At 69.0% G+C, this 24,626-nt stretch carries 24 protein-coding genes and 1 pseudogene; 6 read left to right on the forward strand and 19 right to left on the reverse strand.

What is annotated here, in order from left to right:
- Nucleotides 1–515 (reverse strand): carboxymuconolactone decarboxylase family protein (locus tag OXG55_17155; protein ID MCY4104965.1); only part of this gene is annotated, 515 nt, incomplete at its 3' end.
- Between the two features lie 175 nt (nt 516–690).
- Nucleotides 691–1,791: a ring-opening amidohydrolase gene (locus OXG55_17160; protein ID MCY4104966.1), complete on the reverse strand. Its 1,101-nt coding sequence runs from the start codon at nt 1,789–1,791 to the stop codon at nt 691–693.
- A 276-nt stretch (nt 1,792–2,067) separates the two neighbouring features.
- Here OXG55_17160 and OXG55_17165 point away from each other — a divergent pair, with 276 nt between their 5' ends.
- Nucleotides 2,068–3,381 carry a RidA family protein gene (locus tag OXG55_17165; protein MCY4104967.1) on the forward strand — a complete coding sequence of 438 codons (1,314 nt, stop codon included), beginning with the start codon at nt 2,068–2,070 and terminating at the stop codon, nt 3,379–3,381.
- A 99-nt stretch (nt 3,382–3,480) separates the two neighbouring features.
- Here OXG55_17165 and OXG55_17170 read toward each other — a convergent pair whose 3' ends face one another.
- Nucleotides 3,481–4,836, reverse strand: a complete 1,356-nt coding sequence (locus tag OXG55_17170; GenBank protein ID MCY4104968.1) for a HipA domain-containing protein — start codon at nt 4,834–4,836, stop codon at nt 3,481–3,483.
- The gene (locus OXG55_17175; protein ID MCY4104969.1) at nt 4,823–5,149 is read right to left on the reverse strand and encodes a helix-turn-helix transcriptional regulator; all 327 of its coding nucleotides are present in this window, start codon (nt 5,147–5,149) and stop codon (nt 4,823–4,825) included. The genes OXG55_17170 and OXG55_17175 overlap by 14 nt, the downstream gene beginning before the upstream one ends.
- A 303-nt stretch (nt 5,150–5,452) precedes the next feature.
- Here OXG55_17175 and OXG55_17180 point away from each other — a divergent pair, with 303 nt between their 5' ends.
- A complete protein-coding gene (locus OXG55_17180; GenBank protein ID MCY4104970.1) occupies nt 5,453–5,914 on the forward strand; it encodes a hypothetical protein in 462 nt (153 codons plus the stop codon).
- Nucleotides 5,911–6,483, forward strand: coding sequence for a hypothetical protein (locus OXG55_17185; protein ID MCY4104971.1), 573 nt, complete (start codon nt 5,911–5,913; stop codon nt 6,481–6,483). Before OXG55_17180 ends, OXG55_17185 begins: the two co-directional genes overlap by 4 nt.
- 77 nt (nt 6,484–6,560) lie before the next feature.
- Here the strand turns inward: OXG55_17185 and OXG55_17190 are convergent, their stop codons facing one another.
- The 3 genes from OXG55_17190 to OXG55_17200 all read right to left on the reverse strand — a co-directional run bounded on the left by OXG55_17190 (nt 6,561) and on the right by OXG55_17200 (nt 8,369).
- Nucleotides 6,561–7,643: a hypothetical protein gene (locus tag OXG55_17190; protein ID MCY4104972.1), complete on the reverse strand. Its 1,083-nt coding sequence runs from the start codon at nt 7,641–7,643 to the stop codon at nt 6,561–6,563.
- Between the two features lie 103 nt (nt 7,644–7,746).
- On the reverse strand, nt 7,747–8,160 hold the full coding sequence (locus tag OXG55_17195; GenBank protein MCY4104973.1) for a PIN domain-containing protein: 414 nt from the start codon (nt 8,158–8,160) through the stop codon (nt 7,747–7,749).
- Nucleotides 8,160–8,369: a DUF6364 family protein gene (locus OXG55_17200; GenBank protein MCY4104974.1), complete on the reverse strand. Its 210-nt coding sequence runs from the start codon at nt 8,367–8,369 to the stop codon at nt 8,160–8,162. Before OXG55_17200 ends, OXG55_17195 begins: the two co-directional genes overlap by 1 nt.
- Before the next feature lie 456 nt (nt 8,370–8,825).
- Here OXG55_17200 and OXG55_17205 point away from each other — a divergent pair, with 456 nt between their 5' ends.
- The 3 genes and pseudogenes from OXG55_17205 to OXG55_17215 all read left to right on the forward strand — a co-directional run bounded on the left by OXG55_17205 (nt 8,826) and on the right by OXG55_17215 (nt 10,136).
- A complete protein-coding gene (locus tag OXG55_17205) occupies nt 8,826–9,116 on the forward strand; it encodes a nucleotidyltransferase family protein (GenBank protein MCY4104975.1) in 291 nt (96 codons plus the stop codon).
- On the forward strand, nt 9,109–9,468 hold the full coding sequence (locus tag OXG55_17210) for a DUF86 domain-containing protein (protein ID MCY4104976.1): 360 nt from the start codon (nt 9,109–9,111) through the stop codon (nt 9,466–9,468). Before OXG55_17205 ends, OXG55_17210 begins: the two co-directional genes overlap by 8 nt.
- Nucleotides 9,469–9,665: 197 nt before the next feature.
- Nucleotides 9,666–10,136: pseudogene (locus OXG55_17215) on the forward strand (glutaredoxin family protein).
- Nucleotides 10,137–10,161: 25 nt separating this feature from the next.
- Here OXG55_17215 and OXG55_17220 read toward each other — a convergent pair.
- The 12 genes from OXG55_17220 to OXG55_17275 form a co-directional block, all read right to left on the reverse strand.
- Nucleotides 10,162–10,617 (reverse strand): cupin domain-containing protein, encoded by a 456-nt coding sequence (locus OXG55_17220; GenBank protein MCY4104977.1) that lies wholly within the window; start codon nt 10,615–10,617, stop codon nt 10,162–10,164.
- 185 nt (nt 10,618–10,802) lie between these two features.
- A complete protein-coding gene (locus OXG55_17225; protein ID MCY4104978.1) occupies nt 10,803–11,813 on the reverse strand; it encodes an aromatic ring-hydroxylating dioxygenase subunit alpha in 1,011 nt (336 codons plus the stop codon).
- A gap of 24 nt (nt 11,814–11,837) precedes the next feature.
- Nucleotides 11,838–12,608, reverse strand: a complete 771-nt coding sequence (locus OXG55_17230) for an ABC transporter ATP-binding protein (protein MCY4104979.1) — start codon at nt 12,606–12,608, stop codon at nt 11,838–11,840.
- Entirely contained in the window at nt 12,605–13,381 is a 777-nt protein-coding gene (locus tag OXG55_17235) for an ABC transporter ATP-binding protein (protein MCY4104980.1), read from the reverse strand. The genes OXG55_17230 and OXG55_17235 overlap by 4 nt, the downstream gene beginning before the upstream one ends.
- A complete protein-coding gene (locus OXG55_17240; GenBank protein MCY4104981.1) occupies nt 13,378–14,463 on the reverse strand; it encodes a branched-chain amino acid ABC transporter permease in 1,086 nt (361 codons plus the stop codon). Before OXG55_17240 ends, OXG55_17235 begins: the two co-directional genes overlap by 4 nt.
- A complete protein-coding gene (locus OXG55_17245) occupies nt 14,460–15,557 on the reverse strand; it encodes a branched-chain amino acid ABC transporter permease (GenBank protein MCY4104982.1) in 1,098 nt (365 codons plus the stop codon). Before OXG55_17245 ends, OXG55_17240 begins: the two co-directional genes overlap by 4 nt.
- A gap of 75 nt (nt 15,558–15,632) precedes the next feature.
- Nucleotides 15,633–16,856 carry an ABC transporter substrate-binding protein gene (locus OXG55_17250; protein ID MCY4104983.1) on the reverse strand — a complete coding sequence of 408 codons (1,224 nt, stop codon included), beginning with the start codon at nt 16,854–16,856 and terminating at the stop codon, nt 15,633–15,635.
- A gap of 143 nt (nt 16,857–16,999) precedes the next feature.
- Nucleotides 17,000–18,535, reverse strand: a complete 1,536-nt coding sequence (locus OXG55_17255; GenBank protein MCY4104984.1) for an ABC transporter ATP-binding protein — start codon at nt 18,533–18,535, stop codon at nt 17,000–17,002.
- Between the two features lie 14 nt (nt 18,536–18,549).
- Complete coding sequence (locus OXG55_17260; protein ID MCY4104985.1) at nt 18,550–20,784, reverse strand: xanthine dehydrogenase family protein molybdopterin-binding subunit; 2,235 nt, start codon at nt 20,782–20,784, stop codon at nt 18,550–18,552.
- A 34-nt stretch (nt 20,785–20,818) separates the two neighbouring features.
- The gene (locus OXG55_17265; protein ID MCY4104986.1) at nt 20,819–22,183 is read right to left on the reverse strand and encodes a RidA family protein; all 1,365 of its coding nucleotides are present in this window, start codon (nt 22,181–22,183) and stop codon (nt 20,819–20,821) included.
- A 105-nt stretch (nt 22,184–22,288) separates the two neighbouring features.
- Nucleotides 22,289–23,110, reverse strand: coding sequence for a cysteine hydrolase (locus OXG55_17270; protein ID MCY4104987.1), 822 nt, complete (start codon nt 23,108–23,110; stop codon nt 22,289–22,291).
- 163 nt (nt 23,111–23,273) lie between these two features.
- Nucleotides 23,274–24,533, reverse strand: coding sequence for a BMP family ABC transporter substrate-binding protein (locus OXG55_17275; protein ID MCY4104988.1), 1,260 nt, complete (start codon nt 24,531–24,533; stop codon nt 23,274–23,276).
- Nucleotides 24,534–24,626: the final 93 nt, after the last annotated feature.

The following is a 24,626-nucleotide window of genomic DNA, read 5'->3' on the forward strand; positions in this document are numbered from 1 at the left end:
GTGTAGTAGCCGACGAGCGTGACGAGTTCCATGATGCCGTCGAGTCCGAGGGCCTCACGGGCGGTCTCGAAGGTGGCGTCGTCGGGCCGCCCTCCGGCGATCAGAGCCGTGCTGAACGCGTGTGCTGCGGTCGCCGCGCCGTCGTCGAAGGCGGGCGCCTCCCCGGCTCGCAGGGCGGTGATCTGGGCATCCGTCAGCCCGGCCCGGCGGGCGACGGGCTCGTGCGCCCACCACTCGAAAGCGGATCGGTGCTCGGCGGCGACCGCAAGGATCGCCACCTCGCGCACCGCCGGGTCGAGGGTGCCGCCGAAGCGGATGGCCGCCCCCACCTTCTGCAGGGCGTCACCCAGGGAGGGGTTCAGCAGCAGGGCGCCGAAGGGCCCCACCAGCGAGCCGTCGGCCTCGGTGAGGCGGAACGAGGCATCCCTGGCCCGATCGCCGCCCGCGACGGCGTCATACAGGCGGCGCTGCTCGTCGCTGAGGCCGTCGGGGCGCAGGTCGGGCAGGCGGCTCACGGCACCGTCTCCGCGGGGCAGGAGACCGGGGCCGACCGAGCGCGCCGATCCGGCGGGAAGCGGCGGCTCCCAACGGGCAGGCAGGCGATGCCGCGCCAGATGGCCGCGTCCCACGACGCGCACGCCGGCGCGCAGCGGCTCCAAGCAGGCACGCAGGCGGTACCGCGCGACCTTCTCACGATCCGAGGTCCACGATGGCGGCCACCGAGCCGCCGCCCGCGGGACCCTGCTGCAGGCCCGCCACCGAGACGAACACGGCCGGGTCGCCGATGGCGGCCGCCGCCACGCCGCCGACCGCGCCCTTGGTGTGGTGCGTGTGGTGCACGTCGGAGTCGTTGAGCGCCACCTGGCGCCGGTCCCGCAGCCGGCCCGACGGGTCCGCCTCGCACTTGATGAAGCAGTTGACGACGCGGCCGTCGAGGTCCTCGGCGCGGGGACGCTCGGGCAGGTCCAGTCCTGCCGAGCGGATGGCGTCGTAGATACCGTCGAAGTCCAGGGCGTCGCGCATCACCGAGTGGCCGATGCGGTAGCGCCCGCCCACGCCGAGCCGGTTGCCGACCACGACGATCTGGGCCTCGGGCTGCTCGACGCCCGACGAGCACGAGGCGACCGACGAGTACACCGAGAGATCCTTGGCGATCTGCTCGGGCCGGGGCCGGGGGATCTCGCCGAGCGCGGTGGCGATGCCCAGGGCCGAGGTGGCGTTGGAGACCGCCATCGACTCCATCGTGTCGGTCAGGGCGACGGTCTTGCCGCGCGAGTGGGCGTCGGCGATGCGCTCCGCGGTCAGCAGCGGCGTCTTGGTCTGCACGAAATGCACGTCGGAACTGTCGCTGATGCCCGCGGCCTCCATGGCCTTGCGCACACCGGCCGCCACCTTGTCCACCATCTCCAGGCGGCCGATCTCCTCGGGCAGGATCGGCTCGGAGGTGGCGAAGCCCACGGCGAGGCGCTGCTCGTCGGCTGGCTCGGCGGGGCCGTCCACCTTGGCGAACACCGTCATGTGCGGGGAGATGACGCCGTCGCAGCCGCCCGACCAGGCGATCGGCACACCAAGGGCCTCGGCGCGGGTCTTGCGGGCGTGCTCGACGAGGAAGTCCCGCAGCACCCGGTCGGCCAGCACGCGGGAGAAGTCGTTGACGCCGCCGTTGCCCTCCACCTTGCCGATGAGGGCCACGATCTCATCGGCGGCGAAGTCGCCGGCGGCGATGGCCGCCTCCAGCCCGGAGGTGTCCTGGACGTTCTCGAAGGGAATCTTGCGTACGACGTAGGGCATGTCTGGCCTCCTTGGGTTGGACACGGCCGGCGGGGTCGGTGCCGGCCGGGAGTCGAGAGCGGTTGTGCGGGCGGTCGGCGGCAGCGGCGACCGTCCCGAGATCGGACATCCCGAGACCGCACCGTCCGGGACGAGACCGGCGGCGCGGTCCCCACCCGGCCGGCGGCCCGGAATGCCCCATGATAAGCACTGTTGAATCGTCTACGATCCTGCTGACATTTTCCGACCCGGGGGCCGGGAGGGCTGGCGCCGGGACCGACACGAGGAGACCACCCTATGTCCGCTCCAAAGCACCTGTTGCCCGGCCAGACGACGCGCCGAGCCGGCGACCTGCTGTACGTCTCGACAATCTTCCCCGTGGACGGCGACGGACGCGCCGTGCAGTCCGCGTCGCACTCTCCCCACATGGGGGACTCCGACGTCTACACCCAGTCGAGCGTCATCCTCGGCGAGTTGGCGCGGCGCGTCGAAGCCGACGGCAGCTCCGTGGACCGGGTGCTGCGGGTGGAAGTGCAGTTGGCGGCGACAGCCGACTTCGGTGAGTTCAAGCTGGCGTGGATCGACGCCTTCGGTGACGAGCCCCCGGCGCGCACCACCATCGTCGTCGGTGACGACCAGGTCGTGCCCGGCACCCTCGTGACGCTCAACGCCGTGGCTCTCAACGGCGGCTCGTCGGCGCAGCGTGAGACCATTCACACCGACGAAGCCCCCGACCCGATGCCGTACGAGCACGTCCCGCAGGCCATCAGGGGAGGCCACTGGGTGTATCCCTCGGCTTTGCCGGCCTGCGACTACGAGACCGGTATCCCGCTGGGCGTGGGCAAGAACCTGCCCGCCTTCCCCTACTACGCCAACGACGCCACCGACCAGGCCGAGTACGTGTTCGCCAACCTCCAGAAGGTGATGCAGGCCGCCGGGACCGAGGTGGCCAACATCATCAAGGCGCACCTCTACGAGCCCAGCCTGTCGACGTTCCCCGACGTGGACGCCGTCTGGGCACGCTACATGCCCCGCCCGCCGACCCGGGCCTCGATGGCTGCCCGCGACCTGCTCGTGGAGCGGGCCGTGTTCGTGGCCAACCTGCTGGGCGTCATGCCCGACGAGTCCATGGAGATCGTCGAGACCCGCAAGGGCATCCACTGGCACCCGGTGCTGGTGCGCAAGGTGAACTTCACGCCCGGCATCGCCGTCGGCGACGACTGGCTGTTCCTGGCCGGCCAGGTGCCGGTGCCCGACTTCCTGACGGGCGTCGTCGGCACCGGCCCGTCCAAGCTGCGGCACTACTTCAGTGACATCGAGATGCAGACCGAGACCACGATGCGCCTCATCCAGGACCAGATCGACTCCAACGGATTCGAACTGCGCGACGTGGTGGACGCCCACATCTTCCTGGTGCATGCCCAGCGCGACTACCGGGGCTTCGAGCGGGCCTGGAACCGGCTCATGGCTGATGCCGGCATCGACGACCCGCCGCCGATCACCCTGATCCCGTCACGCCAGCGCGACGGCGGCACGGGAATCATGTTCCTCGGCCCCGACGAGCACCTCCGCCCCGACATAGAGATCGACTTCATCCTCCACCGCAGCTGACCCCGCCGCTTCGGGGGGCGCAAAGGGGGCGCGTCGGGCGGGTGCGTGCCGACTCGAGCACCGACCTGTCGCCGCGGGCGCTGCCCGGCCCCGCGATCATCACCATGGCTTCAACAGCCGCCGATCACCCTCATCACCCCCGTCGGCGCGGCGGGACCGGCGTCGTGTTCTTGGGGTAGCCTCAGGAACGCGTCGCAGGTTCGGGTTCGCGGTGTGTTCGTAGAGGGCGTAGGGGTTGAGGAACTGGCGGCCCCAGAGTCGTTGGCGTTGGTGGTCGGTGAGTTCGGCGCGGTCGCACGCGGCGTGCCACTCGTTGCGGATGGCGTCGATCTGGTGGTCCACGATGGCGGTGGCCTCGGCGGTGTTGAGCCGGTAGGTGGGGGCGTGGGCGATGCAGCGGGTGACCTGGCTGAGGCGGTCACCGTTGGGGCCGTAGGCCATCGCTTGGGCCGCTTCCCCGCCTAGGCGGGGTTGGGGGCAGATGTCGTAGGCGGGCGTGATGGTCAGGGCTGTGCCGTCCCAGAACGCTGCGTGGTTGCGCGGGTGGTCGTCGGTGTTGCCGACGAGGATGTTGAAGGTGATCCGGGCGAAGAGTTCCCGGAGCGTGGCGGTGGGGTTCGCGAAGCGGGAGCGGATCTCGGTGGCGAGGTCCGGGTAGGTGCCGTAGCGGCCGGCGATTCCGTCGGCGTCGTGCAGGCCGAGCAGAGTGAGCGCCGAGTGCATCAGGCGCCGGTGGCCCTCGGGAGTGCGGTCGAAGCGTTCGACGAGCAGCACATGCGTGCGGGCGACCCGGGTGATCGCCACCGGTGCCGCAGAGACGCCCGCCAGCCGGGCCAAGTCCATGGCCACGTACTCCGCTTGGACGATCGGGTCGGCGTCGGCGAGCGAGGGGAACTTGGCGATGTACCGGGACTCGCCGGCGGTTACCAGCACCTTGGGACGCGCCCCGCCGGCGGAGGAGCCGTGAACGAGCGCCCGGTGGAGTTCGTCGCTGAGCGGCAGCCCCTCCTCCACCCGACGGGTGGCCTCGGCGAGTTCCTCGAGCGGCGCCGCGCCGCCGATGCGCGGCACGTAGCCGTCAGCGGCGGGTTGGATGTCGAGTGCGCCGATGCGGTCCGAGCCGGACTCTAGGAGGTACCCGAGCGTGGAGAGACCGCCCGGCTCGATCATCCGGCGATGCTCTATGACGCGGCGGCCCCAGGCGTCGGGGCCCGCGTCGGCGACGCAGCCTGCGATGTCGCCCGAATGCGGGGAGAGTTCGCCCCGGCCCAGAGGCAGTTCGGGGAGGCTCAGCGCAATGGCGTTGGGGCGCGCCAGGTAGCTCTGGCCGTAGGTGAAGGTCACCTCGGGGCCGCGGTCGGTCAGCCGGCCTGCGACGACCGGGTCGTCGGCACCGGGCAGCCAGATCCAAACGTATGCGTGCGACGGTCGGCGTCGAACATCAGAAGTCGTCATCGACCGGCTCGCGGCGGACGGCGGCGGGCAGCACGGCGAGCCTTGCGGCTACGTACTCGGCTTCGAGGGCGCGGCGCGACCGCTCCGGGTGGAACAGCGGCACGCCCACGAGCGTGGCAGCCTCGAAGGCGGTCCCGAGCGCCACTGTGGGGTCGCCGTGCTCCACCTTGCGGATCGTGGTGGGCGAGACTCCGACGCGTTCGGCGAGATCGGTCGCCTTCCAGCCGCGCTCCCGGCGCGCCAGCCGCACGCGCGCTCCCAGCATCGCCAGTGCCTCCACAGTCACCGGCGACAACCCGGTCGTATAATCCATATCGTCATTATAATGTCGATTGCTGGCGAATAACAGCAGTATTACAGGAGTCGATTACTAGCTCCTCGGAGTTGAGCGGAGACTGGTCCGCGCAGGGCCGGGCCCGAGCGTTCCACCGGCTCTGAGCGCAACCCTTACCGCGCGTCGCGGCTGTGCCCCGCGCAGTGTCATTCCGGCGGAGGCCGGAATCCAGAGCCCGTCGCGACGCTCGGGTCTCGTGCCGCGGCCTGCCCGGGGATGCCTCTCATCTTCGGTGTTTCACCGCCCTCGGAGGTCGGGATTCCGGCGGGATAGGCTGAATGCGTGGGCATCGATCTCGATATGCACCGGCCTGCGGCACGTTTCGGCGCGGGCAGGACCACCACGAGGCCGGTGGATCCTTTGCGGCGGGCCAAGTTCTACCGTGTGAGCGAGATGCCGGGCCGGATGGCGAGGCCGAGGGTTCGGGGCCGGTACCGGCCGCTGATCCAGTTCGTGATGTGCTGGAACGGCTGGCCCGAGCACCGCGCCGAGATGCTCGACGGTCCGCCGCCCGAAGGCGGTGACCCGTTCCATCTGGCCGCCATCGCCTCGGTCGTCCACGCGCTCTGCGCACGCGACGGCGCAGCCGTTCCCGAGTGGGTGCATCGGCACCGGGCCGGCATCGAGGCGACGATCGCGGGCGTGCCCGTGACCACCGGGTTCGGCCGAATCGTCGCCGCCGGGGCACCCCCCACCTGCGCGCAGCACGGTGTCTACTTCGACCCCGGACTGCTCGACAAGTGAGCCGCTTACCAGGGAACGACTCACGGCAAGCAGAGTTCGACGGCGAGGAGCTTCTCGGGCTGTTGGCGGAGGTGGACGCGGAGCTTCCCGCGGAGGCGCAGGTGGAGATCGCCGCCATCGGCGGGGGAGTCCTGGCCCTCCGCTGGGCGGACCGCGCGACCGCAGACCTTGATGTGGTGTCGGAATCCATGCCGCTGGCACTGCGCTCCGCCGCGGCCAGGGTGGCCGGCCGTCACAATCTGAGGCCGGACTGGATCAACGACGCCGCAAAGATCAAGACGCCCGACCTCGACCCGCAGCTCGAGCTCCTCTTCGCCGGTGACCGTCTGACCGTCTACGGCGCCGGGCCCCGTTACCTCCTGGCCACCAAGCTCTTCGCGGCCCGCGCCCACGACTTCGACGACGCTCTCCGGCTCGCCGCTGAGACCGGCATCACCGACGCGGACGACATGCTTGACCTGCTCGCTGACGCATACCCGCACCGGCTGCTGACCCCCAGAATCGAGTACCACGCCCGGCAAGTGGCAGAGGCCGCCCAAGCCGGCACCCAGCCGGGACAGGGCGAATAGGACAGAGCCGCCCGAGCCCCCTCTCAGTCCCGGTCCACGCAGTGGACGAGCTGCGGCAGGTCCCGGATCAAGGCACCTCAGTCGTAGAGAACCTTGAGGTCGTCGGGGCTGTAGCCGAAGTGCTCGAGTAGTCTGCGCGCTCTTCTGTCGATGTCGCCGGCACTGAGGTGGTTATCGAAGAAGTAGCCCGAATGGGCTGGCTCGTAGTAGTGCCCTTCTCCTCCATACTTGACTTGCCGCGGATCGCGGGCCGCGTACGGAAACTTGCGCCCCCTGAGCTCGAGGACGAGATCGAAGTCGTCGCGATGTCGCTCGTAGAGAAGGTCAATGAAACTTTCGAAAGCACCTTTGTGGGACTTGACCGGGCGACGTTGGCCCCATAGCTCAATTGCTGTGGGCTTCACGCTTGGACGGGGGGTCTTTCGTTTCGCTCCCTTCTCCTGCTGGGTCGGCGGGGAGAGCGTTTCCGGAGGCTCGGCCGGGACGGCCGCGGATGGGATGGGTGAGCCGGTGAGAGCGGCGCGGACCTGTTCGGGGGTGGGCCGCAGGTTCAACTCGTCGTAGACCCGCTTGCCGAGGAGTTCGACCAGCTCGTCGTCAGGCTCCGTCAGCATGCCCTTCCAGATGCTCGGGATCTCCTTGTTCAACTGGGCTGCCTCGAGACCGGCCTTTCGGACTGCCTTCGCTCGTCTCTCCGCTTGCCCGCTGACCAGCATCTCCCTGCTCAGGAACGCGTTGAAGTCCTCCAGGAGTTGCTCGACGGGGTCCTTGGTGACGTTCAGAACCGCGAATCGACGTTCAGACGGCGGGCCCGATTCCCGCGGGAGATAGAGCCACCATTCCAACCCGGTCGTGAGCACGCAGATGTCCACTCCCTCGTGGAATGCATAGCCGAGGACTTGGCCAACGTGGCTGCCGAGATCAGATCCTGGGGCCTTGGCCTCGATCAGCGCAACGACGCGGCCCGAACTCCGCAGCGCCATGTCCGCTCGACCACCGCTGCCCTTGCCGCCCACCGGGTGTTCGTAGAGAACCTCCGGTCCAGACGGCTCCCAACCGAGGCCCTGCAGGATCGGCGCGATAATTTGAAACTTGGCCGACTCCTCGTTCTGAGGTGGTGACGCGAAGCGAATCGTCTCAAGACGTTGTTGTAGTGACATGACTTCTTGCAGTCCGAGGTGGCGTTGGGCGGCCACTCAGCGTAGTGCGGTCCGTTGAGGGCCGACGACGGCTGATCGGCCCCGCGCGCTGAGGTCGCCTCAGTCACGGTGTGTCGAAGAACTCTCCGAGTGCTTCCGCCGGCGTGATGGCGCGGATCGGCGAATTCCTGTAGTCCTTGACATTCCTCGTGACGATGCGCTGAGCCCCGCATGCGCGTGCCGCTGCGACCTGCATCGCGTCCTCGAAGTCGGCCATCGGGAGCCCCACGGCGTAGCGGAGCGATTCTGTGTCGGTGACGGCGACCTGCACGAAGTCGCTGAGTTCTGCGATGAAGTCGCGAGCGTCGGCGCCGCCGGCCGATGGCGCCACGATGTAGTAGAAGTTCGAGATGCTGTGCCAGGCGATGAACGCTCGCTGTCGTCCTTGCTCGAGCCGGTCGAGGAGTTCCGAGGAGGAGTCCGCGTGCGGATGCCTGTCGAGGGCCACATCGATGAGCACGTCGGTGTCGAGAAGCATCAGAGATACTTCCGAGCCAGCGCCTCGAAGCGCGGGTCATCGCGCGGCACCGCCCGCAGTCGGCCCCGCCATCGAGCGGAGAACGAGGCCCCGTGCGCTCCTGCTTTCTCTCTGAGGGATTGTTCGATCAGCGACGAGAGCGACAGGCCGCGAGAACGGGCGTATCGCTTGGCCACCGGGATCAGCTCGGCATCCACTGTGATGGTCAACTTTCTCTTCATCGGGTCGCCTCCTGCCGCCCGCTCCCTATACGTATACGTACTAAGTCTATCATTATACGTATATCATCCACCGCCGACCGCGGTCGGTCGTCCCTGAGCGCTGAGTTCTGGCGATCCGGGACTGCGAGGCGCGCCCCGGCTCAGCGGTCACCGACCTCCGCGACACCGCCGAGTTCGGCGACGGCGAGGACCTCTGGCCCGACGGGACGCGTCTGTACGCCGTCATGAGTGTTCGACCTGCTGGACGCCTATTCGCCGTCGCGGCGCTCGTTCTCGCGCTTGCTACCGCATGCGGGTCAGCAGATGAACCGTCGCCACCGCCGACGACGGCCGAGCCGGTCCTCCCGAGCACCGAAGCGGACAGTGCGCCAATGGATGAGCCGTTGGAATCCGGAACCAGGCGGGGGACCCGCACGCCGCCCCTACAATTGGCGCGTGGACAGTCTGGACCGGGGCCGCGTCATCGAGATTCTCCGGGAGCACAGGGAGACGCTCGCCGAGCGATTCGGTGTGACGAGGCTTGCCCTGTTCGGCTCTTTCGCCCGTGATCAGGCCACCGAGGCGAGCGATGTCGACCTCCTCGTCGGCTTCGACGGGCCCGCCACGTCGAGGTCGTACTTCGGCGTGCAGTTCTACCTCGAGGACCTGCTCGGCCGACGTGTCGACCTCGTGACCACCAAAGCGCTCCGTCCCCGGTTCCGCCCGTACGTGGAGCGCGAGGCCGTGCATGTCTGAACCCGACAGAGACCGTGACTGGCGGTTCTACGTCCAGGACATGGTCGAGTTCGGCGAGCGGGTGGCCGCCTACGTGGAGGGGTTGGATCAGCAGGCGTTCAAGGCCGACCAGCGAACCTACGACGCAGCGCTGCGCAATATCGAACTCCTAGGCGAGGCGGCGACGCATGTCCCCGAGAGCGTGCGTGCCGAACACCCGGAGATTGCTTGGCGCCAGATCGTCGGAACCAGGAATCGCCTGGCTCACGGTTACCTCGGCATCGACGACGACGTCATCTGGGACATCATCCAGACCGACATTCCCGGTTTGCTCGACGCACTCCGGCGTCTCGCGGACGACGAGCGGGCGTGATCCGGCTCCCCGGAATCCACGCAGGAAGACCGGGGAACGTTGAGTTGTCACCTGACGTATCTTGAGCAGCGCTTCGGCGAAGCGGTACGTTGAGCGGCTGGGCCGTGAAGGGAAGGAGTGACAGCGTGGACCGGGTGGTTCTCTACAGTCTGAACACGGAGGCGCGGACGCCGACTTGACAGGAGTGCTGCCGCGTTCGGGACTTCCTGAACGAGCACTCCGTCGAGTTCGACGATCGCAACATCCGCCAGAGCAGCCACGCCCGCGACGAGTTGCTGGCGCTGACCGGGGACCTCGTCGTGCCGACGTTGATCGCCGGTGACCGCCAAGTGGTGGGGTTCGACGCCGCAGCACTCGCGGAGATCGCGGGCCTCCGGGCGCCGGACGTGCCGGCCGGGAGCGCGGCGACCGCCGCCGGCCCTCCGGGGAACTCCCTCGAGGCCGATCAGGGCCAGCGGGTCATCGCCTCCGGCGAGACCCTGGCCGACGACCTGCAGAACCTGCTGGGACGCATCAACGCGGAACTCGACTACAACGTCGCCAAAGGCAGCACGCCGTTCCGCCAGGGGATGCACGACGGCCTGCGATTCGCCCAGGACGCCGTGGCGGACCTCTTGACGCGCCACGGCCACACCGCCGAGGTCGAGCCCCGGGACTGGGACTTCTGAGTAACTCGCCCGTGCGCAGCCCGCGTCAGGCTCCGGACCGGCGGACGAGGCGTGCGATGGCCTCGGCCGCGGCGGGGTAGCGGGATGCCAGGTCCGCCTCCACGCCCAACTCGAACCCGCTCTGATTGAACGGCGGCGCCATGGTGGTGCCGACGAGCGACCACTCGCCGGTGGTGGCGGCTCCCATCCAGGTGCCGGCCGGGACGGCGACACAGGGTCGCTGGCCTCGCCCGAGGTCGTTGCCCAGGGTCGGTGCGGCGATGCTGCCGTCGGACGCCAGCAGGAGCATCTCCACCGCCGCGCCGGCGTAGTGGTGCCACAGCTCGGGCCCATCCTGGCGGTGCATGGCCGAGAAGTTGCCGGATCGCATGACGTAGTAGATGGCCGAACTGTGCTCGTCGCGCCACGTCTCGGTGAAGTACCCCTCGTTGTCCGGCAGCAGCTCCAGACCGAGCAGGCCGATGATGTCGGAGGCTCGCATCTGCGCAGCCTACGGTTCGCAATACGTTCAACACATCGATCCGGTAGTCCGGGGTGGTCGTGCTACCCCGTGATTGTGCTACCCCGCAAGGAGTCCTCCAGCGTCGCCCGGAACCGCTCCGCCAGGCGAATGCCGCCCCCCGAGCGCGGCGAACGTGCCGGTGAACAGCACGAAGCGGTCGGGGCTCAGATGCCGCCGATGGGTCCGAGGGCTCGGCGGTAGGCGAGGGCGGCGGCGTCGGGGCCGCGGAGGTGGAGTTCCTCGGTGAGGCGGACTGGTAGCGGCACGGGGCGCTGGCTCTCCACGACGCGGCGGTCGCCCTCCATGATCACGTGGGTGAACTCGTGGAATCCGGTTCGATCGACGCCCAGGTCGTAGTTCCGGGACAGCCAGAGGAACAGCTCGTTGGAGTCGTCGTTGGTGGGGCGGCACGCCAGCGACACCACAGTGCTATGGCCGTCGGGGGTGCCCTTGCGCAGGTGCACGCTGAACGGCAGCCACAGGAAGTACTCCCAGTGCACCTCGGTCCCGCTGGGGGAGTGCACCCCGCCCGGCTCGAGCGCCTTGTAGCTGACGTAGAAGCCGTAGTCGGTTTCGGACACGTCGTAGGGGCCGGTCACCGTTTGGTCGCGGCTGCCCAGCAGCCCGTCGTGGAGGAACGGGAAGTGCGAGACGTCGAGGAAGTTCTCGACGGTCCGAGCCGCTGAGGCGTGCCACGAGTAGCGGTGGCTGTACCAGATCTCGACGTTGGGGTCGTCCCACTCGCCGCCGGGCCACTCGGTTATTGGCCCCGCCGGGTCGGCCAGGGCAACCCAGACGAGCCCGTAGCGCTCGGCGGTGGGGAAGCTGTTGACCCTGGCACCCGACGGGATCACCGAGCCGGGCTCCAGCGCGGGGATATTCACGCAGCGTCCGTCGCCGTTGTACTCCCAGCCGTGATAAGGGCAGACGATGCAGCCCTCCGGGGTGGTCCAGCCCAGCGATAGGGCGGTTCCCCGGTGGATGCAGAGGTCCTCCATGACGCGGGCCTGCCCGCTGTCGCGGTAGGCCACCAGTCGCCGCCCCAGCAACTCGAATCCGATCGGCGCGTCGGGGGTCACTTCGGCCGATTCCAGCACCGGATGCCAGTAGTTCGTGAGGTCGGGAGCGCTGGGCTCGATGTCGTCGAGGGTCGCAGCAGTGGCTGTCGTGGTCATGATTCCCCCTTGATGCGAGTCTGGCTACTCCCGATGGTGGTCGATCCCGAAGAACGTGGCCTGCAGCAGCTCCTCGTCCAGCATGTCCTCAGCCGGCTGTGACGATCCCAGCACGCCGGAGTTCATGACATAGACCCTGTCCACGTGCGGCAGGCACAGCATGGGGCTCTCCTCGATGACCCACAGCACCGATGTGCCCTGCTCGCGGACGGCCACGATGTCGGCGATGCGCGCCTGCACGATGGATGGGGCCAGACCGGTGGTGGGCTCGTCGAGCGCCAGGAAGCGGGGCTCGGAGATCATCGCCGAGGCGATGGCCAGCATCTGGCGCTCGCCGCCTGACAGCGTGCCGGCGCGGGCTCGGCGCAACTCCTGCAGCGCCGGGAAGGATTCCAGCATCTCACCGATGCGGCGGTGCTGGGTGCGCGCGTGCTCGTGCAGCAGGCTGACGGCGAGATTGTCGTAGACCGTGAGTTCCGGGAACGTGCTGCCCTCCTGGGGGACGTAGGCCATCCCGAGCTTGGCGCGGGCTCCCGGGGTGGTCGGGCCGAGGTCCTCGTCGCCGAAGGTCATCGTGCCGCCGCGCAACGCCAGCAGCCCGAACAGCGTCTTCAACAGGGTCGACTTGCCGGCGCCGTTCGGCCCGATCACCGCCACGATCTCCGCCGGGGCCACCGCCAGGCTCACGCCGTGCAGGATGGGCAGGTCGCCGTAGCCGGAGTCCACGTCGCGGAGCACCAGGCTCGGTGCCGGGGACCGGTCCACGGAGGTGCCGGCGGCCGACTCGTCGCTCACGTGTCCGCTCCCATGTACACCTGGCGCACCAGTGGGTTGGCGGCGATCTCCTCGGGGGTCCCCTCGGCGATGATCCGCCCGTTGGCCATGGTGTGCACGTAGTCGGCCACGTCGAGCACGAAGGAGAGGTTGTGGTCGATGATCATGAGGGCGATGCCACTGCGATGCACGTCACGGATCAGTTCGGAGAGCCGCGAGATCGCACCGGGGTTGACTCCGGCCGCGGGTTCGTCCAGAAGCAGCAGCCGGGGCTGGGCCATGAGTTGCCGGGCCAACTCGGCGAGCTTGCGGTCGCCGGCGGCCAACTCGTCCACCGGCGTGTCGATCAGTTCGTTCAGCCCCAGGTGCTGCAGGATGCCGTCGGCTCTCTCAGAGAGTTCGGCGGTCTCGCGCCGGCCCCGCCACGTCAGCATGTTGGACAGCACCGAATGCGAGGCGCCCGCCACCTGCAGGCTCTCCCAGACGGTCATGGTGGGGAAACCCACCGGCGTCTGGAAGGTGCGCACGACGCCGCGCCGGGACATGTCCCAGGGGGCCAGGCCGGTCACCGGGCGGCTGTCGAACGTGATGTTGCCGGCGTCGGCGCGCTCGTAGCCGGTGAAGATGTTGAACAGTGTCGTCTTGCCGGCGCCGTTGGGTCCGATGAGGGCGGTGATGCGATCCGGGTACAGATCCAGGGACACGTCGTGCACGGCCACGTTGCCCCCGAAGGCCTTGTGCAGGCCGTGCGTGCTCAGCAGGGCGCTGCCGGCGTTGTGCTCCGGGGCGTTCACGGCGCCACCCCCTGCGGGGCGTCGGGGCTTCCGCGCAGGCGCCGCATTCGCGACGCAACGGCGGCCCCGACGGTTCCGGCGAGGTCGAAGGCGGAGTCGACGGCTCCGTCGAGGAGGGTCGGCCGGCGGGCCCTCTCCCCGAACGTCTTGCGCTCCGAGAGCAGGCCCTCTGGGCGGAAGCGCAGCACCAGCACCAGCAGCAGGCCGATGGCCAGGGGATGCACGGCCACCAGCACGTTGCGGAACTCCAGCGGCACCTCGATCAACTCCACCAACTCGGTGAAGAGCAGCAGGACTGCCACGCCCAGCACGGCGCCGAAGCGGCTGGCGATGCCGCCGAGTACCAGCGCGGTCCATGCGGTGAACGTGAACTGCGGCTCGAAGACGCTGGGATTGGCGTAACTCAGCCACCACAGGTACAGCGGGGCGACGCCGCCCACGGCGATGCCCACCAGCACGAAGGTCTGCAGGCGCAGCCAGCTGACGCGGATTCCCAGCGACAGCGCCGCCGGCTCGTTGTCGCGCATGGCCCGCAGCGCCCGCCCGTAGCCCGAGCGGCTGACCCGCCGGGTCAGCCCGTAGACGAGCAGCGCAGCCCCCCAGGTCACGGCGAGCAGGACGGCTCGCAGGGGGTTGCGTTCGAAAAAGCTCTCGAACGGCCGGGCCACGCTGTAGAAGCCCACCGTCCCGTGGGTGACGCCGCGCAGGTTGATCGCCAGCTGGCGGAACACCTCCGCGAAGGCGAATGTGATGATCAGGAAATACTCGCGCCGTGCTCGCAGCGCAGGCAGCCCCACGAGGAATGCCACGATGCCGGTCATCGCCATGGCTGCTAGGATTCCGGCCCAGACGGGCCAACCGGGGGCGTAGGTCACGTCGAATTCGCCGGGGGGGTTGGTGGTGATGGTGTAGGTGTAGGAGCCGATGGCGAGCAGCCCCACGATGCCCAGGTCCCACATGCCGCCCCATCCCGCCTCCACGTTCAGCAGCATGGTGACCGCGGCGTAGATGCCGATGAGAGTGAAGAGGCTCAGCCAGAACGTGGGCGACCCCAGGGCGCTGAGGGCGGCGAACGTGCTCATGCGGCCTGCTCCGCCCGGCGGCGCGTGCTGAACAAGCCCTCTGGGCGCACGAGCAGTACCAGGATCAGCGCGCCGAACGCCACGACCAGGCGGTACGCGGTCGGGATCCACAGGGCGCTCACCTCCATCGCAAGCCCCAGGAGCACGGCCGCGGCCATGACCCCCATGATGCTGCCGGTGCCGCCCAGCACGGCCGCGGACAGGATCACGAGGATGTTCTCCCATCCCAGCGGGCTGGTGACGCCGCCGCGGCGCACCGCGATCATCAACCCGGCCATGGCGGCCAGCGCCGAGCCGATGAACCACACGACACTGGAGACCACCCGCACCGGGATGCCGCGCACCGCCGCCAGGGCGGGATTCGAGGCCGCGGCGCGCAGCCAGCGACCCATGCGCGTCAGAGACAGGAAGAACTGCAGACTCAGCACCGCGCCCAGCGACAGCAGGATCATGCCCAACTCGCCGGTGGCGATGACGAGGGCGTCGTGCTGGGCGCCGAAGCCGTCGCTCCGGGTCGACAGCCCGAGGACGACGGCGGCCGCCACGGCGGCGAGAGCCAGCGTCACCCCAGTCCCGCGAGCCGCCCACAACTCGCCCCAGGTGCCGGCGACCTCGCGGTGCTCGGCGCGGCGGGAGCGGTTGGCCAAGAGCCAGCCCACCAGCGCCGACAGCACGGCGGCCAGCACCAGAACCAGCACGAACTCGGGCACCGAGAACTCGATGCGGCTGCCGAAGCCCACCGGCACCTTGCGCAGAATGGTGCCGAAGATGGCGATGATCGCCCCGTAGATGACGAAGGCGAGTCCGATGGACGTGAAGAGCAACACGTTCCCGCCCTTGTCCATCACCGGCTTGAAGACCACGATCCCCAGGGCAACGCCCAGGACGCCCACGAGCAGCATGGATACAACCCCGGCCACGAAGACGTTCAGTCCGGCGTCGGTGATGAGGATGATGGACAGGAATGCGCCGAGAGCCAGCATCTGCCCGTGGGCGATGTGCAGGATGTTCTCGGTCTGGCGGATGAGGGCGAACCCGACCGTGGCGGCGGCCAGCACCCCCCCGGTGGTCAGTCCGAAGATGACGTGTTGCACGCGAAAAGAATCGGATCTCGGGGCGACCCCGCCGTCGCGCGGGGTCGCCCCGGAGTGATCCTGGGTCTGGGTAGCCTAGCGGCCGAGGCTTGCGTCGAGTTCGACGACCTCGCGCTCGGTGTAGCTGCCACCGACGATGTGCTGCACGGCGACCTTGGGCGAGACCAGGTTGCCGGTCGTGGTGTGCAACTCGATCGAGCCCGAGGGGCCGTCGTAATCGATCTGCTCGCCGCGCTCGAGCGCTGCGACGCCGTCGGCGTACGTGTACACCTTGGTGCCCGGCGCGTTCACGATGTTGTAGATCTGAGCGGCGACGGCGGGACCGTCGGTGGACTCGGCGGCCGTCATCGCCAACGCCAGCACGATGTACTGGTCGAACTGGTTGGTCTCGTAGAAGCCCGTTGGAGGCGCCTTGCCGGCGTACTCCTGGTGCGCCGCGGCGAAGGCCGTGTACGCCGGGGAGCCGAAGTCATCGGTGACCTGGGCGGCCAGGATCCGGCCGGTCGGCAACTCTGCGGCTGTCTCGGCGATGTCGGGCACCTGCAGGTCAGGGGAGACCAGGATCTGTGCGTCGTAGCCCCTGGCGATGTATTCACGGATGATCGGGATCCCGGCCTGGGGGCCGGCACCGATGTAGACGGCGTCGGGATCGCCCGCGAACGCCTGCTCGACCTCGGCCTGGTAGCTGTCGCTGCCGGGAGCGAATCGCACGTCGGCGATGATCTCACCGCCGACCTTGTTCTCCCAGACGTCCTTGAACACGTTGGCCGGGCTCTCGGTGCCCTCGGTCTGCTGCACCAGCATGGCCACCCGGGTGAAGCCCAGGTCGCGGGCCAACTGCGCGGAGATGATCCCGTAGGTGGTGTCCGATGCGGTGATGCGCCAGATGTAGTTGCCGCCCTCGGTGTCCAGCACCGTCGTGCCGCAGGCCGGGCACATGGTCGGCATCTCGTCCTCCGCCACGGTGTTCAGCAGGGCCACGGCGCCGTCAGACTCGACGCCGCCGAGTGCGTCGATCTCCTCACGGATCCGGTTGTAACCCGTGACCGCGCCCTCCGGCGTGGACAGGTTGTCCTGCACCACGAGTTCGGCGTCGCGGCCCAGGATGCCGCCGCTCTCGTTGATCACGCCGATAGCGGCTTCCGCGCCGTCCTGGCTGGGCGGACCCCACTCGGCGTAGTCCCCAGAGAGTCCGGCGAGGAAGCCGAGCTTGACCGGCCCCTCGTCGTCGTCGCCGCAGCTGAGGACGACACCGCCCAAGACCACGATCGTGAGCAATGACAGGAAAATGCGTCGCACGTTTCCCCTCCCAGTTGTCTTTCAACCCGTCAGATTCGAGACCTCAGTCCGCGGGCACCAAGGCACGCAGCGCTTCAATCCCATTGAAGAGACAGTAGCAGGGCTGCCGTGACGGTGTGAAACCAGCGGCAGGCGGCGTCGCACTAGGCAGGGGTTGCCGCGGTCCTTCCGGCCATGGCGAGAGCCAGCTCGTCCATGTCGAGATCGCTCACGGAGCATTCCAGCATGATGCGGCCCCGGAACAGCACGATGAGGCGGTCGCTCAGCTTCAGCAACTCCTCGAGATCCATCGAGAGCAGCAGCACGGCGGCGTCGCTCCCCTTGACGTCGAGCAGCCGCCGGTGCACGTATTCGATGGCACCCACGTCCAGGCCCCACGTAGGGTTGTCCGCCACGAGCACGCGTGGCTCCCGCGACAGCTCCCGGGCGAGGACCACCTTCTGCTGGTTGCCGCCGGAGAGGCTCGAGGCCAGCAGGTCGGGGTCGGGCGGCCGGACGTCGTACTCCTCGAGCAGTTCCCGGGAACGGCGTCGGACGCGCCGCCAATCCAGGAGGCCGCGCCGGTTGTAGGCACCGGCGGGGATGTCGGACATGGCGATGTTCTCCGCCACGGTCATGTCGAGGATCAGGCCCCAGGCGTGGCGGTCCTCGGGGATCACCGCCAGGCCGGCGCTGCGCAGGGCGCTCGTGCCGGCTCCGGTCACGTCCTCGCCGGCGACGTGGACGGTGCCGGATTCCGCCTCGTCGAGCCCGCAGATGCAGTTGACCAGGGTGCGCTGCCCGTTGCCCTCGACACCCGCCACGCCGAGGATCTCGCCGGGTCGCACGATGAAGGACATGTCGTCGAGATGGTCGGCGCCCTCGCCGGGAGCGTTCAGTTGGCGGACCTCCAGCAGTGGGACGTCGTCGGTCCAGGGGGCGTGGTCGCTCTCGACGGCGGTGATCTCATGGCCGGTCATGGCCCGCGTGAGGCTGCGCTCGTCGAATTCGCCGCGTTCGGTCGTGCCGACCTTGTGGCCGCCGCGCAGCACGGTGACCCGGTCGGCCACCTCCATGACCTCACCAAGCTTGTGGGTCACGAGCACGATCGAGCAGCCGCGGTCGCGCAGGTCGCGCAGGATCTCCAGCAGGTTCTCGATCTGGCGGGGGCCCAGCAGGGAGGTGGGCTCGTCCAGGATCAGGATGGTGGCGCCGCGGTAGAGCACCTTGAGGATCTCGACCCGCTGCTGGAGATCGACGGGAAGGTTCTGCACCTGCACGTGGGGATCCAGCGGCATGCCGAAGCGCTCGGCCAAGTCGGTTGTCTCGGTGCCGATGGCGCCGCGCCTGAACCGGAGATCGGTGGCGGGCCGCGATCCCAGCACGATGTTCTCGGCGACACTGAAGGTGGGGACCAGCGAGAAGTGCTGGTGCACCATGCCGATACCCAGTTCGAGAGCGTCGTGCGGGGAGTGGATGTCGGCCTGGGAACCGCGCACCCGAACCGTCCCGGCATCGGGGAGGACGTGGCCGAACATCACGTTCATCAGCGTCGTCTTGCCGGCGCCGTTCTCGCCCAGCAGCACGTGGATCTCACCGGCGCGCAGGTCGAAGTCGATGTCCACGTTCGCTCGCGTCTCGCCGTAGCTCTTGGAGATGCCGTGCAGTTCGACGACGCTGCCGTTGGTTGATGCGCTCACGGCGGGCTGCTCCTCTAGTCCGCGGACACGTTGCCGCCGTCGCCGCCGGCGGTCATGGCGCGCCACACCTTCTCGGGTGTCATCGGCATGTCCAGGTGGCGAACGCCGAACGGCGCCAACGCGTCGATCACCGCGCTCTGCACCGCGGGTGTGGCGCCGACCGTGCCGGCCTCGCCGATGCCCTTGGCGCCGAGCGGGTTGAGCGGCGTGGGTGTGTTGTTCCGGTGGGTCTCGAAGTCGCAGAACTCCGCCGCCGAGGGGATGAGGTAGTCCCCGAAGTTGGTGGTTCGCGGGCCGGCGCCGGCGTCGTAGACCATCTCCTCCCACAGCGCCTGCGCGATGCCCTGGGCGATGCCGCCGTGCTGCTGCCCCTCGGCCAGGAGCGGGTTGATGACGTTGCCGCAGTCGTCCACGCAGAGGTGGCGCAGCTGGCGGACGCCCCCGGTCTCGGTGTCCACTTCCACGACGGCCACGTGCGTGCCGAAGGGGAAGGTCCGGGCACCCTGGTCGAAGTCACACTCGGCGGCGAGCGGCTCGGGGGAGAGTTCGGCCAGCCTGCTCCACGAGAGCACCGTGTCGGGCGATCCGGCCACGCCGAGGCCCTCCCCGTGATAGACCGCGATGTCGTCCACGTTGGCCTCGAGATGCTCGGCGGCCAACTGGCGGGCCTGGTCCACCACGGCCGCCGCGGCGCGGTCGATCGCCGATCCGCCCAGTTGCAGGGAGCGGGAGCCGTAGGTGCCGTTGCCGCGAGGAACAAGGTCGGTGTCGGACTGGACGACGGTGATGTGCTCCCAACCGATGCCCAGTTGCTCCGAAGCGATCTGGGCGTAGGTGGTCTGGTGGCCCTGCCCATGGGACGACACACCCGACAGGACGGTGACCGCGCCGTCGTCGTGGACCTCCACCGAGCCGAAGTCGTTGCTGGGACCGTTGCCGGTCACCTCGATGTAGTTGGCCACGCCGATGCCGAGCTGGTGGCGGTCGCCACGGCCGCGCCGCTCGGCCTGCTCGGCGCGCAAATCCTCGTAGCCGACGAGCTCGACGGCGCGTTCCATCGCCGCCAGGTAGTCACCGGCGTCGTAGACGGCCCCGGTGGGGGTCTCGACGGGGTCGCTGTGGGTCTCGATCAGGTTCCGGTGCCGCACCTCGACCGGGTCCATGCCCAGCTCGGCCGCCAGGAGGTCCATGGCCCGCTCCACCGTCGCGGCCGCCTCGGGCCGCCCGGCCCCTCGCAGGGCGCCGGTGGGTGCGGTGTTGGTCACAACGCTTCTTGCCCTGAAGTCGATCCGCGGGATCCGGTAGGTGCCCGAGGCCATCATCTTGGTGTAGAAGGTGAGCCAGGCACCGATGTCGGGGTAGGCCCCGGCGTCCTGGGTGACGCTCCACTTCATGCCCACGACGGTGCCGTCGGACCTCGCTCCGATCTCCACGTCCTGGACTTGGCCACGGGCGTGGCCCATGTGGAGCATGTTCTCGGTGCGGGACTCGATCCAGAGAAGCGGCTCGCCGAGCCGCACAGCCAAGGCTGTGGTCACCACCTGCTCCACGTAGGCGTGGCCCTTGGCTCCGAACCCGCCGCCGGTTGCCGGAACCACGACATGGATCCGGTCGATGTCGAGTTCCAGGCAGTCGGCGATGGTCCGCTGGACCGAGAACGGGCACTGGGTGGGGACCCAGAGCCGCAGGCGCCCCTGACCGTTGTCGCTGTCGACGTTCGGAATCGCCAGGATCCCGTTGGTCTCCATTGGCGCCGGCGCGATCTTCTGGTTCACGTATCTGAACGACACCACCACGTCGGCGTCGTCGAGGGCTCCCGGGTCCTCGGTCGGATCGACTTCGAAGACGACCTCGGTGGCCGCCATCGGGTCTGAGACGCCCGGCAGCTCCTCGATCTCGACGGTGACTTCCTCGGCCCGGTCACGAGCCTCCGCAAGCGAGTCGGCCACGACGACGGCGACGGGATCGCCGACGTAGCCCACCGTCCCGATCGCCAGGGCGGGACGCCCGAAATGGGAGGGTGCCGGTGGACCGGCGAGCATGTCCGGGATGTGCAGATCCTCGGCGGTGTAGACGCCCTCGCCGTCGGAGATGCTGATGATCCGCCCGTGCGGCACGTCGGAGCGCACGAAGACGACGCGGCGCGCCTCGATTTCCAGGTCGTCTACGTACGGCCGGCCGCCGACCAGCAGTGCCGCATCCTCGCGGCGCAGCACGCTGTGGCCGAGGATCGAGCCTGCTGTCGCCATGGGCTGCTCCCGTCGCCTGTCCCGAACCCCGCCGTCAGGCCGACGGGGCGTAGCCGATCAGGTCCAGGATGACGTGCGCGCCGGGCACCTGCAGCGGCCCGCCGATGCGCATCGTCGTGGAGGCCGGCTTGGAGCCCGGGAAGTGGCGCGCCCACTCGTTGATGGAGATCTGGAAGTCGGCGAAGTCGGCGTGGTAGCACTGCCGCTTGCAGATGTTCTCCAGCGAGGTGCCGGCGGCCTCGCAGATGGCCGAGATGTTGCCCAGCAGGTGCTCCATCTCCATCTGCGGTGGCAGCCCGTAGTGCGGGAAGCCCGGGTTGCGCTGCACGCCGGCGGGCAGGCTGCCCCGCTCGTCGGTGGGGATCATGGTGCTGAAGAAGAGGTAGTCGCCCGCCTTGACGGCCTGCGGCTCGTGCCACGGCGGCTCCACCGCATCGGAGGTCTCGATGGTCTGCTTGGAGATGGAGGCGTCGTCGGCCAGCAGCTTCATGGCGATCTCGACGCGCGAGCCCATGCCGCCGAGGCCCATGTAGGGAACCACGACGCGCGCCGGCGGGTTCTCCGGGAACCACTGCCGCCACACCCGGTCCATGCCGGCGAAGTCGTTGGGGCTCGAGAGGTAGACGGTGGCCTTCACGCAGTTGTCCTGCAGCGACGAGGCGCCGGCGGCGGCGGCGATCTTCTCGAGCTTCTGGAGCGTGTAGTCGGTCTGGCGCTCGATCGGCGAGTCGTACCAGAGGTACGGGTTGACTCGGGCCTCCGGCGCCAGGCCGCTGAGCGGGCCCATGTGGCGCTCGGACATCCAGTCGCCCATCCAGTCCACGGGGATCTCCCCGGCCAGGAAGATCCAGTCGCCGCGCCGGACGGCCGGTGAGTAGCCGGCCAGCGGCGACGGGACGCCCTCGGGAGTCTCGAAGCCCACGCTGGGGCCGCCGGGGATGGCCAGCAGATCCACCTCGATGAGCGAGTCCGCTACCAGCAGTTCCTTGATGCCCATGCCGGTGGAGGCGGGGCGCGGCGGCTTGATGTAGATGTCGCGGGTGCGCAGGTACGGCGTGATGGTGAGGCGCGGCCAGGTGTTGCCCTCGGCGAACTCCTCCATCGTGGGGTACTCCGAGGTGAACCACTGGTAGATGCGCACCACGTCGGTGGCGATGTCGCACCCGGCGGCGGCCAGAGTGGAGGTGAGGTTGTCCAGGATGACCTTGGACTGCAACTCCAGGTGGTTGTCCAGGTAGGGGTTGCGGCCGTCGCCGCCGCCCTCGGCGGTGATGCCGGTCTCGAAGTCGGTGGCGAGCTGGCCCGACAGGAACACCCAGTCGCCGGCCTTGACGCACGGCGTGTAGGGCATGAGCGGCATGGGCTCGCCGCCCCAGATGTGTTGGATGTCGCTGGACATTGTTTCCTCCGGTTGGGTTTGCGGTTCTGTCGGGGCGTCGACGGTGGACGGCCCCAGGCGCGCGCCCGCTGCCGTCCACCGTTGTTCAGTTGTTCGGCCCGGCCTTCAGGCGGCTTCCTGGCTCTCGGCGTCCCGGTCCAGGAGCAGTCCGCAGCTCTCGGTGATCTCGGTGATCCCCTCGAACCCCGCGGGCAGGTCCATGCCCTTGCGGGCGTACCACTCGCGCACCAGGGCGGGGCCGTCGGTGACGAGCCCGAGGTGCAGCGAGATGATCGCCAGCGCCGAGTCCTCGACCTCGGCGCTGTAGCCCGCCACGATGTCGCGGGGCACGATCACCCGGAAGTCGCGGTTGGCGGCATCGAACGCGGAGGAGAGCACGCAGGCGTCGGTGTAGGTGCCGGTCAGCACCAGGTTCGGGATGTTCATCTGGTGGAGCAGGAACTCCAGATCGGTGGGATAGAAGGCCGACAGGCGCTTCTTGGTGCGCACGTAGAGGTCACCCTCTTCCTCCTCGATCAGGATGTCGAGCCACTCGGTGCCCTCCCAGGAGTGCTGGTCCATCAGCGGGTTGGGCGGCAGGTACAACTCGTACATCGCACGCCAGTTGGCCATGCGGTTGTGGTGCCGCGAGTGCAGGTCGTCGATCCCGCCGTAGCGCTGCCAATGCTGGACGTGGATGATGGGAATGCCGATGGCGCGGCAGGCGGCGTGGAACATGTTGTGCGCCGGGATGCGCCAGCGGGCACGCGGCGCGGGGCACGTCAACTCGGCCTCGGGCCCCACGTGACCGCGGTGCATGTCGATGCAGGCGACTGCGGTCTTGTCGGGGTCCAGCCACTTGTCGAACACGTCGGCGGAGTTGCTGGTACCCGAGGGGAGCACGCGCCGCTCCTTGTTCTCCAGGTAGCAGTACATCTCGGTTTCCATGGTTGCCTCCTTTGTTGTCGATTGGGTGTGGGTTGGTGGTTGGTCTATCGGGTCCGGGTGACGCGTGTCGTACGGTCGCCCAACCGCCCGGGGAGCGACCGGACGACAGCCTGGTTGCTCCCCGGTGGTCGGGTGTTGGTTCGGTTGTGCGGGGGTCCGTGCCTCAGCAGCCGATGTCGGCGAGGTCGATCTGGCCGCCGATGCCGACCTCGAGGCCGACGGGGTTGTCGCCCTTGGTCTCGTCGGGGATCTGGATCTCGCCGCTGCGGACCCTGGCCTCGAAGTCCTCGTAGACGGCGAGGTCGTCGGCGCTGAGGGCCGAGAGCGCGGGGTCGCGCAGTTCGGCGGCCTTGATGCCCTCGGTGTTGTAGGCGGTGAAGTCGTTGAACTTCTCGACTGCGCCGTTGACGCCGCGGCTGATCATGTTGTAGGCCACGTCGGCGAGGCCGTGGACCGAGGACGTGAGGATCACGTCGGGGGCGAGGTGGTGGCTGTCGTAGTAGGCCGGGATGACCCAGACCTGGCTGTCGGCCTCCTGCGCCGCGTCGATGATGCCGAGCACGGCCTGGTCGGTGGCGGACTGGATGACGTCCACGCCGCCGGCGATGAGCGCCTGCGCGGCGGTCTTGGCGAGGCCGGTGTCGTCCCAGGTCTGGATGTACTCCTGGGTGAACTCGATGTCGGGGTTCACGCAGCGGGCGCCGAGGTGGAACGTCTCGGGCTGGCGGGTCAGCGCCGGGAACGCGAAGCCGCCGAGGGCGCCCACGTGGCCCGTCTCGGTGATGAGCGCCGCCAGCACGCCGGTGAAGAAGTTGGCGTGGTGCTGGGCCATGTCGATGAAGCAGAGGTTGTCCGGGCTGCCCTCCAGCAGATCCGGCGGGGGATCCACCGGCGCCACGCACACCTGGACGTCGGGGTAGGCCTCGGCCACCTGCGCGGCCGGGTCGGCCATGGCGCCGTGGGCCATGAGGACCAGGTCGAAGCCCTCGCTGGCGTAGGCGAGGCCCTGCTGCAGGTAGTCGTCCACCTCGTAGGCGTACTCGGTCGGCTCGACGTGCACGTTCCCCAGATCGGCCTGGGCCGCCAGGGCGCCGTCCCACCAGGCGTTCGCCCAGCTCTCGTCGTTGGAGAAGCCCGGGAACAGGATCACGACCCGGTAGGGCTCGGCGTCCGCTGCCGCCGCGGGGGCGGGCTCGGGCGGCGGCGGGGGCGGCTCGGGCTCGGCTGCCGGCGGCGGAGCGGGCTCGTCCGCCGCTGCGGGGGCGGGCTCGGGCGGCGGCGGGGGCGGCTCCGGCTCGGCCGCGGGTTCGGGCGGCGGCGGTGGCGGTGCCGCGGTGTCGCCGTCATCGCCGCCGCAGGCAGCGGCGATCAACGCGACACTCAGTAGCAGGCCGAAGAGCTTGGCCACGGTGCGACGGTTCATCTTTCTCTCCTTGGTTGGTTGGTGGATTGGGTCGGGGCCTCGAGCCGCGCGCTCAGGCCGGGTTGTCGAGAGTGTGTGCGGTGACACACGGCG

The organism is bacterium, assembly GCA_026708055.1.
Lineage (GTDB): Bacteria > Actinomycetota > Acidimicrobiia > Acidimicrobiales > CATQHL01 > VXNF01.

What these genes read in the sequence shown, in the direction of transcription:
- OXG55_17160 (MCY4104966.1), bottom strand. Translation starts at nt 1,791, where the DNA reads ATGCCCTACGTCGTACGCAAGATTCCCTTCGAGAACGTCCAGGACACC.
- OXG55_17165 (MCY4104967.1), top strand. Translation starts at nt 2,068, where the DNA reads ATGTCCGCTCCAAAGCACCTGTTGCCCGGCCAGACGACGCGCCGAGCC.
- OXG55_17170 (MCY4104968.1), bottom strand. Translation starts at nt 4,836, where the DNA reads ATGACGACTTCTGATGTTCGACGCCGACCGTCGCACGCATACGTTTGG.
- OXG55_17175 (MCY4104969.1), bottom strand. Translation starts at nt 5,149, where the DNA reads ATGGATTATACGACCGGGTTGTCGCCGGTGACTGTGGAGGCACTGGCG.
- OXG55_17190 (MCY4104972.1), bottom strand. Translation starts at nt 7,643, where the DNA reads ATGTCACTACAACAACGTCTTGAGACGATTCGCTTCGCGTCACCACCT.
- OXG55_17195 (MCY4104973.1), bottom strand. Translation starts at nt 8,160, where the DNA reads ATGCTTCTCGACACCGACGTGCTCATCGATGTGGCCCTCGACAGGCAT.
- OXG55_17210 (MCY4104976.1), top strand. Translation starts at nt 9,109, where the DNA reads ATGTCTGAACCCGACAGAGACCGTGACTGGCGGTTCTACGTCCAGGAC.
- OXG55_17220 (MCY4104977.1), bottom strand. Translation starts at nt 10,617, where the DNA reads ATGCGAGCCTCCGACATCATCGGCCTGCTCGGTCTGGAGCTGCTGCCG.
- OXG55_17225 (MCY4104978.1), bottom strand. Translation starts at nt 11,813, where the DNA reads ATGACCACGACAGCCACTGCTGCGACCCTCGACGACATCGAGCCCAGC.
- OXG55_17240 (MCY4104981.1), bottom strand. Translation starts at nt 14,463, where the DNA reads ATGAGCACGTTCGCCGCCCTCAGCGCCCTGGGGTCGCCCACGTTCTGG.
- OXG55_17260 (MCY4104985.1), bottom strand. Translation starts at nt 20,784, where the DNA reads ATGGCGACAGCAGGCTCGATCCTCGGCCACAGCGTGCTGCGCCGCGAG.
- OXG55_17265 (MCY4104986.1), bottom strand. Translation starts at nt 22,183, where the DNA reads ATGTCCAGCGACATCCAACACATCTGGGGCGGCGAGCCCATGCCGCTC.
- OXG55_17270 (MCY4104987.1), bottom strand. Translation starts at nt 23,110, where the DNA reads ATGGAAACCGAGATGTACTGCTACCTGGAGAACAAGGAGCGGCGCGTG.
- OXG55_17275 (MCY4104988.1), bottom strand. Translation starts at nt 24,533, where the DNA reads ATGAACCGTCGCACCGTGGCCAAGCTCTTCGGCCTGCTACTGAGTGTC.